Below are 18,378 nucleotides of genomic sequence, written 5' to 3' on the forward strand. Positions count from 1 at the left end.
TAAATTCGGCTTGATCATTTCTGTTCTCGGCATTCTTCTTTTGGCGGGATGCGCAACTCAGAATCAACAAATCAAGATGAACCAGTCTAAGGATCTATTCAAGAATGGTGATATTCAGAGCACTGCAGCAACCATTCAGAGTGTTTTTAAAGATAAAAATACACTCTATTACCTGGAGTTAGGTGAGGTTCAGAGACTGCAGGGCGCTAGTCAAATTCCAAATAGTACGCAAAACTTATTAATAGCAGATCAATTGGTGGAGCAATGGGAAGTCACGACAAGGGATAAGCTCAAGCGCTCATTTACCGATATGAGTTCTTATATCCTGTCAGAGGGATTTAGCGGTAATTATGATCCGAAGCCCTATGAGGTAAGCCTCTTAAGTCAGACCATTGCATTAAATCATCTGGCGCAAGGTCGCTGGAATGATGCTATGGTCGAAGCAAAAAAAATGGCTCAACGAGAAAAGGTGATTGAGGAGCTCATACAAAGTAAGGTGGCTGCGGTCTCTAAAGTAGAGCAAGAGCAACAAAATAATCAAAGCACCAGAGGCGCCACTAGTCGTATCCAAGATATCAATGGCTATCCCGTTGATTTACTGGACGATGATGAAACGCGTAATCTAAAAAATTCCTATCAAAATCCTGCGGCGTATTATTTATCTGGCTTTATTCATGAATCGCAAGGGGAGTCCAGCTTGGCGGCCCCAGGATACCGCCTTGCAATTGAACTGCGCCCATCAGTGAATTTTTTCAAGACTAGTATTGCAAAGCTAGATTCCAATATTGCCAACCAAGGCAAAAAAAGTCTTGCAGATACTCTCATCATGATTGATACAGGCTATATCCCAAAAATTAGCCCCCATCAAATTAGTCAGTCGATTACCTTTGGGGGGAATTCAAAATTAGTAACCCTCACTTTCCCTGTTATAGAAAAATCAAGCGATCGTTTCACGCCTTATTTCGTGCAACTTGGTGATCGCATCGCTAACCCAGAATTGGTGAGCAATATTGATGCTATGGCAAGGAAGAATTTGAAGGACGAGATGCCAGGCTATGTTCTCAGGGCAAGCTCGAGAGCCCTTGTGTCACTAGCAGCACAATATGCAGCTGATCAAGCTGCGCAACAAGCGGCCAGAAGAAATAACCAAAATAACCAAAATAACCAAAACAACCAGAACAACCAAAACAATACCGCCGCCATTATTGGTGCTATCGCAGGAATGATCACTGGCTATGGCCTGCAAGCGATCAATGTGACGGACGTGCGTCATTGGTCAACCTTGCCGGCTCAAACCTATATGGCCAGAATGGGCTTGCCGATTGGGCCCACCGTTCTCAAATTTACCCTACCAAACGGAGTTATCCAAAGCCAAACAGTAAATCTAGTGGGTGGCTACAACGTAGTCTACATTCGTATGTTCAGAAATAAAGCAACGGTCTTGATTTCCAATGATCCGGCAGCGCTTCCTCCTAAGTCACAGGTAATTGCATCACCTGCTATTGAAGAGGCCAAGCCTAAAGAGAGTAGCTTTACTGGATTAAAGAAAATACTTGGGTTTGAGGGTACAAAGCCAGAAGAGTTAACTGCGCCGGTAGAGGCTGTATCTCAAGCCGCACCCCCAGCTACAAGCCCCACGCCTAGTCCCGCAAGCGTTAATATGGAAGGGTTGAAGCCTTATGAGCCACCCAGCCTTCTCAACAGCCTTCAGCAGCTTTTTAATTAAGAAAGACCCAGAATGAAAAAATACCTATTGATCTTATTGGCAGCAATTGCATTGGTTGCCTGCAGCTCAACGCCTTCCATGAAGGAGATGACGGTGCGTATGGGTGACACAGACAGTATTCAGATTACTGATATGCGCAGTTTGATGCGCAATGGTGTACTGACAGCGCAGGTCACGATTCAGAATGACAGTACATCCAACTTAGTTTCTTACCGCTTCAAGTGGATTGGAAAAAATGGCATGGCGGTGACCGATGAAGAGGCTTGGAAGCCGGTAACTATTGCTAAAGGCCAGTCGACCGTTATCATGGGTATTGCGCCAACACCAGATGCCACTGACTTTCGATTCGAGTTAAATCAATATAAGTAAACCTCAGAGTAAACCTTATTAATTAAAAAATGATTATGAAAATTCACACTAAAACTATGTACTTATCCGCATTTGCAATGTCTGTACTTTTATTGACAGCTTGCTCAGGACCGCAAGTGCGCTATGGCGATGCCAAGGCTGTTGAGACTGTCAATGCCAATTACGGTTCAACTGATCTGCAAATGATTGCTGAAGCCATGACGAGATCGCTCCTTCAATCAAAAGCCATCTCTGGAAGTAAGGATGCGCCGATCGTGACTTTGGCCGACGTGAAAAACAAGACCTCTGAATACATAGATACGCGTGTGATTACCGACAAGATCCGGACGCAATTGATGAAGAGTGGCCAGGTACGTTTTGCAGTGAGCATTACCGAAATGCAAAACCAAACCGATGAGTTAAAACGTCAGAATCAATCGGGCCTGTACAAGAACAGTGCCATTGCTAAAACTGGCAATATGCAGGGCGCCCAGTACCGTATTGAAGGCTCAATTGCATCTATCGTGAAAAATACTAAAGACGTAAAGGATGTTTACTATGTCTTTAACTTAAATCTCATCAATAATGAATCAGGTCTGCTTGAGTGGGCTGATGAAAAAGAGATTCGTAAGACTGCAACTCGCTAACTAAGGATGTCAATTAATGCAATTGCTTAAAAAATCGTTTCTAGTTTGTGCGGGCTTTGGGCTGGTCTTATTGACTGGCTGCGCCTCTAAGCCACCTGTAGCAGTTCCAGAGCAGGCGATTGTTGGAAGGGTTCCGGCTGATCCACCTAAAAATCCAGTGATTGATGCTGAGGTTCTAAAGGCGGAATCCAAGTCAATTGCAGTAACGGATATTTACTTTAAAAAAGAAGGTAAGAACTTAGTCTTCATTGAAGAGACTCGTCATAAGACTAATAACAATGTCACTTCAACCATCACCCCTAAGACAATTGAGGTCGATGCAGATAAGGCTGATGCTTCTGCTTTAACTGGTGGAGCCAATTCTGCACAATTTCCAGTGAAGTTCACTAACTTGGCGGATCCAAAGTTAACTGCCTCAGGGGCTACTCCTCCTGCAGTAGTGACCCCTACAGATCCTCAAACATCGAGCAATAGCTCTGATTCTGAAACCCAAACTTCTAAGAAGTCTGGTTATGAGAGCAAGATGGAATATGGCGAGTTGCGCTACTTAGCAAACCCCATACGGGGCTTGTTAATTCAATCTGGCTACAAGGTAGTCCAGGCAAAGCCGACAGTAGCGATGCCCAATCAAGGTGATGAGTACTTTGATATCGTTAAACGCATTAAGGCTGGTGATTTTACAGATGCCAACTATGTGCTCTATGGTGTGTTGGCAGAAGTATCAATAACCGATAACGTAGACGATATCCCGGGCACTAAATCTAGCGCCCAACAAGTGATCTTAGAAGTGGTGGTCGACTTTAATGTGGTTGACACCCAAACCAATCAGATCGTTGCTTCATTTATTGCCTCCGGTGATGGCAAAGAAGTGCGCATTGATGGCAAAGACAATAGCTTTAAGCCTAGCATGGCAAAACTGATGAAGTTGGCTTCTTTGGATTTGGCGGAAGATGTTCGCAAAAACTTAGCGGCACAAAACTTTATTACCAATAATCCAGGATCTGCTGGTTACGAGCGCAATCTCAAGCGCCGTCTAGACGACGATGCTTCTACTCTTAAGGTTTATAAGTAAGCAGCAATTAAGCAGCAAGTAGGCGGACTGCTATACCTCAAGCGGCGGATGCGTTTTTTCATAGCGCTCCGCTGTTTTTCTAAAGAGGTAGAGTAAAAGACACGCCGCCAAGCCAAGGCTGATGCTGTTCCCAGCCCAGAAACCATTGGCGCCTTGTAAGAAGGTGGGCACATTGCCAAAAACATTGAAGCCCATGAGGTAGCCGCCACCAAGGCCAACGCCCCACAATGATCCTGCGTAGATGAGCATTGGCCAAAAGGCAATACGATAGGCACGCAAAATAAATGCCGCAGTGATTTGTAGGGCATCAAAGACTTGGTAGAACGCAATAAACAAAAAGAGTGGAATCGAAAAGGCCCTCACTTCTGATGGCGGATCATATAAATCCAATAACTGCATTCTGAAAACCCAGACTGCGATACCAATCGTGATGCACGTAGCGGTTGTAAAGACCACTGAGGACCAACCAATTTCTTCGGCGCGCTCTGGCCTGTTAGCCCCAATTGATTGCGATACCAATGTCATGGTTGCAATCGAAAGGGATAGTGGCACCATATAAATTACGGTACCCATGTTGGCCACAATTTGATGCCCTGCAAGCGCAGTAGTTCCTAAGCGAGCAATGAAGAGTGACATAAAGGTAAATGAAGTGACCTCAATTAAGTAGCTAAAGCCAATTGGCGCACCAAGTTTTAACAATATCCAAATTCGATGCCAATCAGGCAGACTGAAACGTGCAAAGATCGCAAAAGGTTTATAGAAGCGATCAAACATTACAAAGCCTAGAGTTAAGAGCATCCAAGTCCAGTTAATGATCACAGTAGCTACTGCGCATCCTGGGCCGCCCATGCCTTCAATCCCAAACCCGCCATAAATAAAGAGTAGGTTCAAAGGTAGCTTGAGGCCTAGGCCAATGAGTTGAGCGATAGTAATGATGGCGGGGCGAGAGACGGCATTGTGTAAGGCCATTAATACGCGCATCACCATGCTGGCAGGTAATCCAATTGCCAGGATATTGAGATACAACTTTGCCTTGTCTTCGATATCCGGGCTCAGGTGAGAAATATCGAGCACATGATCTGCATTGGTCAAAATCAAACAGCCAAGAATAGTCAGGCCAAGTGCAAGCCAAGTAGCTTGTCTGACCTCTTCGCCGATTTCGGAATAGCGTTTAGCGCCAAAGAGTTGTCCAGCAATTGGTGCAAGAGCAGACACCACGCCGGTGAGACCAACATAAATACTGATGAATATTGCTGAGGCCATCGCCAGGGCGGCAAGGTCCTCGGCAGAGTAGCGTGCTGTCATGGCGGTATCTAATACGCCAAAGGTAATGACTGCCAATTGACCAATGAGTAAGGGGCCGGCAAGCTTGAGTAAGGCGGGAATATCCTCGCGCAGGCGCGATAGTTTGAAGTGCAGCACTATTTATTCCGGAATAACTTCGTAAAGACGCAGGCGCTCATCGCGGTCAGCAGCGCGACGATCTTCCCAAAGTAAATGCAGTTTTTTATTATTCAATTTGGCATAAGCTTTAGCTTCGGATTGGTTGTGAGTCAACATCCAGGGGCAGTCAGAGTCATCGCGTAGAGAAAGTGTAGTGAAGTAGCTAAAAGAGGCAAGCTGGGAATCACCAATATTGCTGGTGTTAATGCAGCCAGCCCCAGCTGGAACTACCTGAGCTAAACGAGCCGATACCTGGCGATAGGTTTTGGCATAGTTAATGGTTGGCAACCATAGGGTCATCAATAAAACCCACATCAAAGTTGTGCCAGATGCCGAGATGATAAGGCAGCGCCAGATTTCTTTAGGGGCCCGAGAGGTTCTCCAGCGCACAACTGCAAGCCATAAACCAGTAATGATGAGCGCTATCACAAAAGCAAACCAATTAAATTGAAATGTAAAGCCAGGTAAAAGTCTAGCCAGGTTCGCGGCAGTCGATTCTGGGTAGCCGGTCACTTTTGCCAGCCAAATAATCCAAATGGCGATAGCAATGATGGTGAAGCTGAACATTGCGAACCAATCAATAAAGCTAATCAGGCTGCGTTTTAAAACAGGCAGACTGAAGGCGGCAATGATTGCAAGACTTGGAATCAAAATCATCAAGTCATGCTCATTCGCCTCTGAGCGAAACAAGACATAAATGAAGCTACCAATAAATAAACTAAGGGGAATACAAAGATGTGGAGCGCGCCATGCGCCAGCCTTCTTCGCTCTGCCCCAGTGAGCAAGTGAGATGATTGCTAGTGGCCAAACAGGCCACGCATAGGCCCAGAAGTTGATGCTTAAGAAGCCCAATGATTCAATTGAGGGAGTAGCTTTCATTTCCGGAAGATTCCGCCAGCCTTCTTCGGCAATGTGACGCCAATAAACCGGAAGATCTGCCAGGTACCAAATCATGGGCCAAATCGCAAATCCAATAAGACCCAGCACAGTACTAGTAAACGTCCAACGAAAACGTAGCTTCGCATTGCTCGCTAAAACGGCGATGATAGTTGAACTAACAATGATTAAGCTTAGGGTGAGATTGCTAGAGAGCGCAACAATGGCAATCCCAAGACCAGTCCAGAGACCGCCTTGCCATGGTTTATCGAGACCGCGTACTGTGCCGTAGAGTACGATGCTGATGCCCATGAGTTGCGCCATCATCGGCGTGGTTTCGTGGGCGCGTTGAGCTAAACCAACGCAAGCCAGGAAGATGAGGAGTGCACCGTCTGCCAAGGTCATGCCGTAACTCTTTAAATCAGGCTGCCCACCAACAGCAAGTGCCATTGGCTGGACTTCACGACGGCGACCTAAGAGATAGGTGGCATACCAAATCGCTAAGGCAGCAGAGAAAAAGCAAACGGCAGAGTAAAGGCGAGCTGCATTAGCGGCGCCAATGAGCCAGCCAAACAAATCAATAAAGGTGGCGCCAATCCAGTAGGGCAGCGGTGCGCCCAGCGAAACATCGCGACCAGCTAAGTGCGGAACTATCCAGTCGATTGAATTGCCACGAAATAAGGTCCACATACCGCCAAAGCCGATGGCATCTTCATTCTTCCAGGGATCACGAAAGAACAGGCCTACAAAACCATAAACCAAAGTCAGCGCAAAAATAATAATGCGCGGAATCGATTTAGTAGCGGCGGCAGTAAGTTTGACCATGAGCTCTATTTAAGTAAAAACAAGCAATAAAAAAGGCAGCAAACGCTGCCTTGATTATCTCGCAGAGCAGGTATTTCAAATACCCTGCGAATTGAAGTGATTTAAGCCTTCTTCTTAGCTGGCTTTTCAGCAGCTTTAGCTTCTGCAGCAGCAGCTTTTTTCTCAGCTGTTTTAGCAGCGCCATCACCGGTAGCTTTAGCAACAGCCTTAGTACCGAATTTCTGACGGAATTTCTCAACACGACCGGCGGTATCCATGATTTTTTGGGTGCCAGTGTAGAAAGGGTGTGACTCAGATGAAGTCTCGATTTTTGCCAATGGATATTCATTGCCATCTTCCCACTTGATTTTCTCTTTAGTGGACATGGTGGAGCGAGTCTTAAAGCTGAAGTTGTTTGAAACGTCTACAAAGACGATTTCACGATATTCGGGGTGAATGCCAGGTTTCATTTTGAGTCCTATTAGCGGGTAGCCGTTTAAGTTAAAACAACCTAAATACTTTCCCAAGTTAAAAGCAGTAAAGGCGAAATTATGCCATGAAATCAACAACAAAGCTCACTTTTGGGGTCTAAAAGGGGCTAAATGGCCCCCGGGACGCCTAAATTAGCCTCCGCGACGCATTAGATCGAAGAATTCACCGTTGTTTTTAGTCGATTTGAGCTTATCTACGATGAAGTTCATTGCTTCAATATCGTCCATATCAGCCAGCAATTTGCGCAATACCCAGATCTTCTGGAGGTTCTCAGCTTTAACCAGAAGCTCCTCACGACGAGTGCCAGACTTGTTAAGGTTGATTGATGGGTAAACGCGACGCTCAGCCAAGCGACGCTCTAGGTGAACCTCCATATTGCCAGTTCCCTTGAATTCCTCGTAAATAAGGTCATCCATACGACTACCCGTTTCAATCAAGGCAGTAGCAATGATGGTTAATGAGCCGCCTTCTTCAATATTACGAGCAGCACCAAAGAAACGTTTTGGACGTTGCAAAGCGTTTGCATCCACACCGCCAGAGAGTACTTTGCCTGATGAGGGAACAACCGTGTTGTAGGCGCGAGCAAGACGGGTAATCGAGTCAAGCAAGATGATTACATCTTTACCCATTTCTACTAAACGTTTCGCTTTTTCAATCACCATCTCAGCAACTTGAACGTGACGCACTGCTGGCTCATCAAAAGTGGAGGCCACAACTTCACCGCGAACGGAGCGTTGCATTTCAGTAACCTCTTCAGGGCGCTCATCAACGAGCAAGACGATCAAAATGGCTTCAGGATTATTGGCTGCAATTGCGTGTGCAATGTGCTGCATCATTACAGTCTTACCAGACTTCGGTGATGCCACGATCAGACCACGTTGGCCGTAACCAATCGGGGAGATCATATCGATAATGCGGCCAGTCAAATTTTCTTCGGCCTTGATATCTCGCTCGAGGCTAATCACACGGTTTGGATGCAATGGCGTTAAGTTTTCAAACATGATGCGGTTTTTGAGGGCTTCTGGAGCCAAACCGTTGATCTTGTCTACTTTTACTAACGCAAAGTAACGCTCACCATCTTTAGGGGTGCGTACTTCGCCTTCAACGCTGTCGCCAGTATGTAAGTTAAAGCGGCGAATCTGTGCGGGGGAGATATAAATGTCGTCAGGAGAAGCCATATAAGAGGCTTCAGGGGAACGCAAGAACCCAAAGCCGTCGGGTAAAACTTCCAAAGTACCGTCACCAAATACTGTTTCACCAGCCTTCGCGCGTTTTTTGAGAATGGCGAACATCAATTCTTGTTTGCGCATCCGTTGGGTGTTTTCAATCTCCAGGCTGGCTGCCATTTCAAGCAGGGCGGATACGTGGAGGACTTTAAGTTCAGTTAATTGCATGTGGTTCTCAGGTGTTGATAAAGATAAAAATGAATAAGGGAAATTTGTTTTGGGATATAGCCGCGCTGATTTAGATCACGCAGATGTGGAAAAACAGAATTTTGGGGATTTGCTTAAGAAAGGGGAGGGGATAAATTGCTGGAAATGAACGCTGTTGTGAAAGCGCTGGACTACTCTTAGATGTAATACTACACTAAAAAACGGGCCTTACAAGTACTTGATGCATGTAAAAACCACAGGCTCAGGGTGTGAACCCGTGGTTTGAGACTATTTACAGATGACTATCAATAAAGGCAGACAGCTGAGATTTGGCCAAAGCGCCTACTTTTTGAGCAGCTACAGTGCCATTTTTAAATAGGATCAAGGTCGGAATACCGCGAATGTTGAATTGGGCTGGAACACCTTGGTTCTCATCCACATTCATTTTTGCGATCTGTAATTTTTCGCCATATTCGCCAGCGAGTTCTTCTAGGATTGGCCCGATCATTTTGCAAGGACCACACCATTCAGCCCAGAAGTCGAGCAGAACAGGTTTATCGGACTTGAGGACGTCTTGCTCGAAAGAAGCGTCAGTTACATGTTTAATGCCGGCACTCATGAAAATTCCTTATTTAGACTTATTTAGCGAGTTATTTAATTATGGCGTTACAACGCTTATATTAGCAATAAGCAGAACGTTCTGCTCAAAATAGATAAATTACTCCATTAATGCCTCAGCCTTTCCCCACTATTGCAAAGCAAAAGCATCCGCTTGATTGGAGCATTACGCCCAATAGCCAAGCGCTGACCGAGCTGGCTAAAGGTATTTGGGATTGTGCAGTGCAAACCAATCAACGCCCTTTGGTGCTGCTGAGTACTGCTGGTCCACTCATTGGGGTAAGAGCAGCCTTAGAACAACACCGACCAAAAGAGCTGCCTAGCAAGATTGCCTTCTTGCCGCAAGTCATTAGTTTTGCTGATTGGTTAGAAGCAGCGCCAGGTGCATGGAAGTTTCCGAAAAAACAAAGCGATCTAGAAAGATGGTTATCGGTCTATATCAATCTGCGCAAACATCCCAAGCTCAAAGCTTGGTTTAAAGCGGAGAGCGATTCGGGTGCGTGGGGATTGGCTCAAGCAGTTATTGATGCATGTGATGCCTTGTCTGAATTAGTGGTTCCCCAGTTGCAAGACGAGCTCAATACCTTATTAGAGACGCACTCGCTAGATGCTCAAGCTTGGCTTAAAAAAGTGGAGCTTGTACTAGATCAGGCAGTTGCAAAAGCTTACGTAGGTCTCTCGCGTAATATCGTAGATGAAGAGTCTGCGGTCCTCTTAACATTCTGGCGCTACCTCACCAGCATTGGCGATCCTATTATTCGTAAGCATTTGGCCATGGCTACTCACCTGCAAGCAGCAAAAGAAAATGCAAAAAATAGTCCAGGCACAGCACGCCCATTTATCTGGGTGCAAACTGCAGACCCAAAGCCTGTAGATCAGGAGTTAATCGATAGCTACCTACGTGAGTACGCTCAATATGCGACAGTAGTACGCGTCAGTCTTGATTGGCAAACCGTTGCTTTATGGCCAGAGGCGCTTTGCGGGCAAGACGCCGAGGGCGAAATCGTTATTGCAGATACATCAGAAGAACAGCAGGTTGAGCGCAATATCAACTCAAGTCGTCATGAAGGCTGGCGCTTGCTAGCAGCAAGACGTTTTGAGGAGTTGGCATGGGTAGCGGCAAAATCAATCGAGTCGCATTTAGTCGATAAGAAGAAAAATATTGCGCTAGTAGCGCAAGATCGTTTGGCAGCACGCCGTGCACGTGCACTTCTAAGCCGCCTTGGGAATTCTCTTCGTATCCGTGATGAAACGGGGTGGAAGTTATCAACTACAAGAGCGGCAGCAGCATTTGATAGTTTGCTGGAGTTGATCCGTGCGCCTAAGGAAGGTCCTAGTGCGAACGTCTTACTCGAGTTTTTGCAAAACCCTTATTTTGATTTAGCGCGCAGCCTGCAAAAGAGCTCCCAGGTTTGTGTTGACCTCATTACGCAGCTCGAAGATATCTTGCTTGCTAGTCAAGCAAAGTCTGGCTGGGAAACATTTATTGCTGCAATTGATAAGGCTAATGGATATGCCAGTACGCATGGCGGTTCACCAAATGAGCAGCTCATAAAATTAATCCAGTTTGCTAAAAAACTGCATTTAGCTTGGCAGTCACCGCTTCTTGAATGCTCAAGTGCCTATGCCCAGCTTCAAAATAGCCTTGAGGAGGCTGGCATGGCTCAGCGACTTGAGAAAGATGCTGCCGGTAAGCAGCTTTTAGAGGTTCTTAAACGCTTCGATCTGAGTGGTGGGCCATACAAAGATCTGAAGATGCGATTACCAGAGTGGTTGAGTCTTCTCAAAACGGTGATCGAAGAAGCTGCTTATGAGGAGGCCGGCAAAGAAGCAGAGGCTACTTTGAGTATTTTGCCTCTCAGTTCAACACGCCTACGTGAATTTGATGCTGTAGTTGTCATAGGTTGCGATGAGCAACAATTGCCAGCATTTTCTGAGCCACCATTGTTTTTTTCGGATGCGCTTAATCGTTATCTAAAGTCATCGACTATTACTGCGCAATACATTCAACAAGCTCGAGATCTTTCTCAACTATTAGTAACCTGTAAGAGCGTAGATTTAATTTGGCAAAGCAAGAGTAAAAGTGGTGAACCCTTAAGGCCATCTGCTTGGATTCAACGCTTACAAGTCGTGCTCAAAAAGAAAATTCCATGGGAAGCGGTGGAAGTAAAACTCAAGCCATTTGAAGGACAATCACAGCCTATTCAAAAATCGGTAAGTATTCCAGATTTAGATTTGAGAATCCCAACTACGGTTTCGCCAAGTGCCTATAAGGCTTTGAGAGATTGTCCTTATCGTTACTACGTAAGTAATTTATTGGGTTTGCGTAAGGTAAAAGAATTCGAAGAGGGCTTTGATGCCTCTTTGGCTGGCCAGACTTTACATGCCCTATTGAGAAACTTTTTTCAGGCACTTAAAACGGAAGAAAAAAAATCGCACTCAACTATTCATGGCGGTTCGGATGCAAGACGTCAATGGATGATTGAGCATCTCATGAAGTTTTCTGACAAAGAATTCGAGAAGCTAATTGCTGGTGATGCCAGAATATTGGGAACTTTACGGGATTGGCAAAAACAGATACCCAGTTTTGTCGATTGGCAACTAAAGCGTGAGAATGAAGGTTGGCGCTACCATGATGCTGAGTTGTCTGTTGGTTTTACTTTGTCGATTACCGATCCCAACGGAATCAAGCAAGATATCCGGATTGCCGGGCGTGCTGATCGATTTGATATTCATGAGTCCGATGCCAGTGCAGCTGCGGTGATCGACTATAAAAACCAGAAGATAAAGAAAATTACTCAACGTGCAGAGAATATTCTGGACGATCCACAGTTATTGATTTATGCCAGGGGCGCAACCGAGAACCCTGTTGAAGCTCGCATTCCAGGGCGAGAGGTAGAGCAGGCCGAATGGGTCACTCTGAGAGCTGACGTGAAGGACGCAGAAAAGATTGTTCGAGTTCATCCAGTTGAGGATATGCCTGCAGTAATGGCGGAATTTTCCGAACAGGTAGTTAATGACTTGAATGATTTATGGGCGCGCAAACCCATGAAGGCATTCGCCCCCGATAGCGTATGTCAATACTGTGAAGCAAGAGGCGTTTGCAGAAAGGGAATGTGGTGAGCGATAAGTTAGAAACCGCCATAGCCTGCAATCCCGCTGAATCGGTAATTGTTTCCGCTTGCGCTGGAAGTGGCAAAACATGGCTATTGGTGTCACGCATGATTCGTTTGCTACTAGCCGGCGCAAAACCACAGCAAATCTTGGCACTGACATTTACTCGCAAAGCTGCGCAGGAGATGCGCGATCGCCTTTATAAATTGCTAGAGGAGTTTTCTACCTGCGATGATGCTACCTTGATCAGTGAGTTGGTAGAGCGAGGTTTAGATGGAAAAGATGCCATTGCATTACTCCCACAGGCAAGAGCGCTGTACTTAAATGTATTAGCAAGCCCGCAGGCAGTTGTTATAGACACTTTCCATGGCTGGTTTGGCCGCCTATTGGGGGCTGCGCCTGTATCTGCGGAGGTTCAGCCAGGCTTTAGCTTGCGTGAGGATGCCAAGCGCTTGCAAGAAGAATGTATGGCGGATTGGTGGGGCGATTTACCTGATGATCTACAAAAGCACTACGACGTTTTGTTGGAAGAGTTTGGTGCGGTAGAGACTCAAAAATTCTTGATGGGTAACTATAGTCTTTTCAAGCAAAGAGGCGCATGGACATTTTTCCAAGAGTCTTGCAAGAAACAGCACATTAAACCGATTGAGTGCTTAGAAAGAATACTGCCGCACTTGGGAACCTTAAACCCCCTTGAGGCACTTTGGAGGCAACCCCAGACAAAAACGAATTTAGAGTTTCTCTATAAATGTTTTTGTAACGGAACTCCAACCCAAATAGGAAGCGCCCCCTATATTGAGGAGGTCATCAAGCACCATATGGCAGGTGGATCCGTGATGGATATTGCTGATCAATGGGAGACATACTTTTTTACCCAAAAACGTACTCCATTAGCTACTATTGCAAAGCCCTCCGCTCCTATGACTAAGTATCTCAAGAGTATCGGTGGGGATCCTGATGAATTTACTGCGATTTGTCAGGGGTGGGTAGATGCCTATGAAGCCCTATTTGCGTGGCAGGGCGAGCATTTGATGCATACTTTAAATGATGCATGGTTTGCTATGAGTGAAGCAATGCTTGCTCATATGGGAAAAACTAAAGAAGCCATGCGCGTTCGGGACTTTGATGATTTAGAAATTGGCGTAAGCCAATTAATGGCGAGCCCCGATAATGCTGCCTATCTACAGGCCAGATTAGATGCTAGATATAAACATATTCTGATTGATGAGTTTCAGGATACCAATCCACTACAGTGGCAGATTTTGCGCGCTTGGTTAGCGGGATATGGCGATGATGGCTCAATGCCAAGCATTTTTATCGTGGGTGATCCAAAGCAATCGATTTATCGCTTCCGCCGTGCGGACCCAAGATTATTTGAGAGTGCCCGCATATTTTTAGAGACTAAGCTTAAGGCTAAAGCCCAAAATAAAAATACGACACGCCGTAATGCGCTTGCTATAAATGAAGCAGTGAATAAGATTTTCTTGGCAGGGCCTTTGCCTGATACCTATCGGTATACAAAACAGGAAACTGCCTGGAAACCTTTATTAGAAGGCATTTCGGAGCACGACTACGCTGCAACTGGTGAAGCTTATCTATTGCCTTTGATAGAGCGCAAAGATCCGTCGATAGTAGAACGAAATGGTACGGCGTTTGATGGCCCTATTGAGGATGCCGGGAGCACTACAAGTGTTCAGCAACGCTATGAAGAAGGGGAAGTCGTTGCTCGTTTGATTCATCACATCATAGCTACTCGCAAAGTGATGGATAAAAAAGATGGAAAACACTTCTGGCGTGAGGCTAGGGGGAGCGATTTCATTTTATTGGTGAAGCGACGCCAATTTTTACCCCAATATGAAAAGGCTTTGCGTGATGCAGGCCTTGCTTATGACAGTTCGCGCTTAGGTGGTTTGTTAAATACTCTTGAGATCGATGATCTGATTGCATTGTTAACGGTATTAGTTTCGCCAAGACATGATTTGCCTTTAGCGCAAGTATTGCGTAGTCCTATTTTTAGTTTTACTGAAGAGCAAATGCAAGAGCTCCGTAAGAGCATGGCTGACGGATTTTCATCATGGTGGGATGCTTTGCAGGCTAGCCAGAATCCACCAATACAAAAGGCTGCGCGGTATTTAGAACATTGGCGTGGTCTGGGCGAGGTATTGCCTGTGCATGACTTGTTAGATTTGATTTATCACGAGAGTAATTTACGAGTGAGTTACGCCATTTCTGCGCATAATCTAGCTCGTGCACAGATGTTAGCTAATTTAGACGCCTTTTTAGAGCTCGCTTTAAATCAGGATGGTGGACGCTATCCTAGTTTGAGTCGCTTTATTGATGAAATGAATGCGATGCGGCGTGGTGATGATGATGAAACGCCGGATGAGGGAGATGTAGAAGCGGAAACTGAGACTGATGCTGATGATGATATTGGCGAGGTAGATCTAGATAGTGAGATGTCAGATGAGGAGCGGCATCGACGTGTGCGCTTAATGACAATTCATGGTGCAAAGGGATTGGAGGCGCCGTTTGTTTTCATCCTTGATGCCAATAATACGGAGTGGAAAGCGCCGCACCGAGGGGTGTTGTTAGATTGGCCACCAGAGCAGAATAGTCCAACCCATCTTTCTATGTATACCGCTAAAACTCTAACAGGCGAACGTAGCGTGGTATTTAAAAAAGAGGGTGAAGTCAGTCAGAATGAAAACTGGAATTTGCTCTATGTGGCAATGACCAGATCTAAACAAGGCTTATGGATTAGCGGTGTCGCAGCGAAGTCAAAATCTGGAATTAAAGAGCGCTCTTGGTATGGCAGGGCCTTGGCAGCAGGTATACCTACATTAGATATTGATGCACTCAACCTTCCAAGTGTTGCAATAGATACAAAAGAGATTGAAGTTGAGCGTGGCAGCATGCCATTTAAGATTGATCACTTTCAAGTTGAGTGGGGTAGTGCAATCACTACCCATCAAGAGCATCTTGCCAAGATTGAGAGTGGTGCATTAGCTCAAGAGTTGAGGGCGAAAGCTTTGGAGCAAGCAAAAGAAGAGCCGGATCCAGAAACCTTAGAAGAGGGTACAAACTTCCACAAGCTGCTCGAGTTCATTACCCCAGACTCCGCCAATCAAAACAAGCCAGCTATGCCAAGTGAGCAAGAGCTCATGAACTGGCTTGGTGTTGATCAGGGGGGCGCAAACAAACTTATTGCACACGTCCAAAAAGTACTCACAACCCCAAAGTTAAAATACTATCTGACCTCAGGCGAGTGGGTGCAGGCTTGGAATGAGTTGGATATCGCTAGTGAACAAGGCAAGAGCTACCGCATGGATAGATTGGTTGAGTTTGATGATCACTTGGCCATCATCGATTACAAGCTCACCATCCCAGAAGTAGGTGGTGAGAAGTATGAAAAGTATCGCAAGCAGTTACAGGGCTACCAGGCTGAACTCACGCGCATCAGAAAAGACAAAACAAACAAGGCTTACTTGATTTCATCTAAGGGCGAGATGGTTGAGGTGAAGTAAGGCATAAAGCGCTATTATTGAATCATGGAACGCTTCCCCATCATTATCGAACTAGTAGAAACTGTGCAGCCTTGGATCTTCCGGGCCAGCGTTTATCTCTCCAATGCCTTTCTAGATGATCCGGCAATTCTGGCATTTGCTTTTTGCTAAAACAGAAAGCAGGCGCCCAAATAAAAAACCACCGCATCGGTGGTTTTTTATTTGGGGCTAAAGAATTACCTTACTTAATCATCCCTGCATTCTTGGCATCGTCCATCGCTTGAGCTGTTTTCTCTTTCATGAATGCTGGCATCTTTGCCAAAGGAACATCCACAATTACAAAGCCAGCATCCTCTAATTTCTTCTTGGTTTCAGGATCGGCATTGAGCTTTGCAAAGTAGTCAGACATCTTTTGTTGTAGCACCAGTGGAGTGGCTTTAGGAACCGCTACACCACGATACGCACCGTCCACCCAGTTCAGACCCAGCTCTTTGAACGTTGGTACATCCGGTAGAGCGGGGTTACGCTTCTCAGTCGCAATCGCCAGCGTACGCACCTTGCCTTTTTGCTGAATGGCTAATGGTAGATATCCCATGGCGCCATCCACGTGCATTCCAATCAAAGCAGTAATTAAATCACCCGTACCTTTAAAAGGAACGTAATTGATTTTGACACCAGCCAACTTATTGAGACGCTCAACAGCCATATGATTGGCCGAGAACTGGGCCGAGCCCGCTAAAGATAGCTTACCCGGTTCTTTCTTCGCTGCAGCAATAAATTCTTGATAGGTTTTGTAAGGGCTATCCGCAGAAACCATCAAAGCATCTGGAGTGAAGTGGTAATAGTAGATCGCATTAATGTCCTCAGTTTTGTACTGAATACCCTCCTGAAGAGGCTGCAAAATCGTATGGGGAATATTGACGCCCACCACTGTTGTGCCATCAGCGGGGTAGGTATTGAGGGCACTCCATACCAAGGCGCCACCAGCACCAGCGCGATTCATGACCACCATGGGCTGCTTAAATTTCTTGGCAGAGATGTCGGCTTGGTAGCGTGCTACTAAATCAGATTCACCGGCAGCAGGAAAAGGAATGATGTACTGAATGGTTCTATCAGGGAAGGGCTGGGCACTTGCTCCCGATAGTAAGCCGCAAGAAATTAAACAGGTGCCCAGTAAAACGCGAAGCAATGGAAATAGTTTCATTTAGAAATCTCCTCAATCACTGCGTTGGTGACATCACTCATCATGGCTGTGCCGCCTAAATCACGGGTATGCAACTTCGGATTGGCCGTGACTTTTTCAATCGCGGCCATGAGTTTTGCTCCGAGAGCTTTCTCGCCCAAGAAGTCGAGCATCATCACTGCAGACCAGAAAGTGCCAATTGGATTAGCGAGGCCTTTACCCATGATGTCAAATGCAGAACCGTGAATCGGTTCAAACATCGATGGATAGCGGCGCTCTGGATCAAGGTTGGCAGTTGGCGCAATACCTAAACTACCTGCTAGTGCTGCAGCCAAATCACTCAACACATCTGCATGCAAGTTGGTCGCCACAATGGTGTCTAAAGATTCTGGGCGATTCACCATGCGCGCCGTTGCCGCATCAACCAATTCTTTGTCCCAAGTAACATCTGGAAAATCTTTAGCAACGATATTGGCGATTTCATCCCACATCACCATGCCATGGCGCTGCGCATTCGATTTAGTAATGACGGTAAGATGTTTACGGGGGCGTGATTGCGCTAACTTAAAGGCAAAGCGCTGTACACGTTCCACGCCAACGCGGGTCATGATGCTCATATCAGAAGCCACTTCAATCGGGTGACCTTGATGTGCCCTACCACCCACGCCAGAGTATTCGCCTTCGGAGTTCTCGCGCACGATCACCCAATCCAGTTGGCCAGGCTTGCAGTTGCGTAGCGGTGTTTCAATACCAGGAAGAATGCGAGTAGGACGCACGTTTGCATACTGATCAAAGCCTTGGCAGATTTTGAGGCGCAAGCCCCACAAAGTAATGTGGTCCGCAATGTTGGGATCACCAGCCGAGCCAAACAAGATGGCATCTTTAGAGCGTAAAGGCTCAAGGCCATCGTCGGGCATCATAATGCCGTGCTTGCGGTAGTAATCACCACCCCAATCAAAGTGCTCAAACTCAAAAGCGACTTCAGGATGTTTTTTGCTTAAGGCGGTTAAAACCTTTTCGCACTCAGGAATTACTTCTTTGCCAATTCCGTCGCCCGGAATGGACGCTATCTTGTACGTCTTCATGTGTCTCCTACTGTTTTTATATGGGCTATTTCAGTAATAGCCTCTAGAGCCATTATGCAATCCCTTGCCCCCTAAAGGCATCAAAACAACAAAA

The 18,378-nt window shown here is 46.0% G+C and carries 14 protein-coding genes; 7 read left to right on the forward strand and 7 right to left on the reverse strand.

Going from position 1 to position 18,378, the window contains the following annotated elements; genetic code table 11:
- Positions 1 to 76: 76 nt before the first annotated feature.
- The 4 genes from C2740_RS03135 to C2740_RS03150 are packed head-to-tail and all read left to right on the forward strand — an operon-like array spanning position 77 to position 3,793.
- On the forward strand, positions 77 to 1,726 hold the full coding sequence (locus tag C2740_RS03135; RefSeq protein ID WP_251369682.1) for a hypothetical protein: 1,650 nt from the start codon (positions 77 to 79) through the stop codon (positions 1,724 to 1,726).
- A 12-nt stretch (positions 1,727 to 1,738) separates the two neighbouring features.
- On the forward strand, positions 1,739 to 2,095 hold the full coding sequence (locus C2740_RS03140) for a YcfL family protein (protein ID WP_215293964.1): 357 nt from the start codon (positions 1,739 to 1,741) through the stop codon (positions 2,093 to 2,095).
- A 35-nt stretch (positions 2,096 to 2,130) separates the two neighbouring features.
- Positions 2,131 to 2,721, forward strand: a complete 591-nt coding sequence (gene lpoB / locus C2740_RS03145; protein WP_215294291.1) for a penicillin-binding protein activator LpoB — start codon at positions 2,131 to 2,133, stop codon at positions 2,719 to 2,721.
- A 16-nt stretch (positions 2,722 to 2,737) separates the two neighbouring features.
- Positions 2,738 to 3,793 (forward strand): hypothetical protein, encoded by a 1,056-nt coding sequence (locus C2740_RS03150; protein WP_215293965.1) that lies wholly within the window; start codon positions 2,738 to 2,740, stop codon positions 3,791 to 3,793.
- Positions 3,794 to 3,823: 30 nt separating this feature from the next.
- Here the strand turns inward: C2740_RS03150 and C2740_RS03155 are convergent, their stop codons facing one another.
- The 5 genes from C2740_RS03155 to trxA form a co-directional block, all read right to left on the reverse strand.
- On the reverse strand, positions 3,824 to 5,215 hold the full coding sequence (locus C2740_RS03155) for an MATE family efflux transporter (RefSeq protein WP_215293966.1): 1,392 nt from the start codon (positions 5,213 to 5,215) through the stop codon (positions 3,824 to 3,826).
- 3 nt (positions 5,216 to 5,218) lie between these two features.
- Positions 5,219 to 6,937, reverse strand: a complete 1,719-nt coding sequence (locus C2740_RS03160; protein WP_215293967.1) for a glycosyltransferase family 39 protein — start codon at positions 6,935 to 6,937, stop codon at positions 5,219 to 5,221.
- 101 nt (positions 6,938 to 7,038) lie between these two features.
- Complete coding sequence (locus tag C2740_RS03165) at positions 7,039 to 7,386, reverse strand: type B 50S ribosomal protein L31 (protein WP_215293968.1); 348 nt, start codon at positions 7,384 to 7,386, stop codon at positions 7,039 to 7,041.
- A 153-nt stretch (positions 7,387 to 7,539) separates the two neighbouring features.
- Positions 7,540 to 8,802, reverse strand: coding sequence for a transcription termination factor Rho (rho, locus tag C2740_RS03170; RefSeq protein ID WP_011903147.1), 1,263 nt, complete (start codon positions 8,800 to 8,802; stop codon positions 7,540 to 7,542).
- A 271-nt stretch (positions 8,803 to 9,073) separates the two neighbouring features.
- Positions 9,074 to 9,400, reverse strand: coding sequence for a thioredoxin TrxA (gene trxA, locus C2740_RS03175; protein ID WP_215293969.1), 327 nt, complete (start codon positions 9,398 to 9,400; stop codon positions 9,074 to 9,076).
- Between the two features lie 110 nt (positions 9,401 to 9,510).
- Between trxA and C2740_RS03180 the strand changes: the two genes are divergently transcribed.
- Genes C2740_RS03180 through C2740_RS09430 form a run of 3 tightly spaced genes read left to right on the forward strand, consistent with a single transcriptional unit; the run spans position 9,511 to position 16,187 of the window.
- The gene (locus C2740_RS03180; RefSeq protein WP_215293970.1) at positions 9,511 to 12,522 is read left to right on the forward strand and encodes a PD-(D/E)XK nuclease family protein; all 3,012 of its coding nucleotides are present in this window, start codon (positions 9,511 to 9,513) and stop codon (positions 12,520 to 12,522) included.
- A complete protein-coding gene (locus tag C2740_RS03185; protein ID WP_251369683.1) occupies positions 12,519 to 16,037 on the forward strand; it encodes an exodeoxyribonuclease V subunit beta in 3,519 nt (1,172 codons plus the stop codon). Before C2740_RS03180 ends, C2740_RS03185 begins: the two co-directional genes overlap by 4 nt.
- A 24-nt stretch (positions 16,038 to 16,061) precedes the next feature.
- Complete coding sequence (locus C2740_RS09430; protein ID WP_256437852.1) at positions 16,062 to 16,187, forward strand: hypothetical protein; 126 nt, start codon at positions 16,062 to 16,064, stop codon at positions 16,185 to 16,187.
- A gap of 70 nt (positions 16,188 to 16,257) precedes the next feature.
- On the opposite strand, the gene C2740_RS03190 is transcribed toward C2740_RS09430, so the two are convergent.
- Complete coding sequence (locus tag C2740_RS03190; RefSeq protein WP_215293971.1) at positions 16,258 to 17,220, reverse strand: tripartite tricarboxylate transporter substrate binding protein; 963 nt, start codon at positions 17,218 to 17,220, stop codon at positions 16,258 to 16,260.
- Entirely contained in the window at positions 17,217 to 18,284 is a 1,068-nt protein-coding gene (locus tag C2740_RS03195; protein WP_215293972.1) for a tartrate dehydrogenase, read from the reverse strand. The genes C2740_RS03190 and C2740_RS03195 overlap by 4 nt, the downstream gene beginning before the upstream one ends.
- Positions 18,285 to 18,378: the final 94 nt, after the last annotated feature.

This window comes from Polynucleobacter sp. MG-5-Ahmo-C2, from assembly GCF_018687735.1.
Classification (GTDB): Bacteria; Pseudomonadota; Gammaproteobacteria; order Burkholderiales; family Burkholderiaceae; genus Polynucleobacter.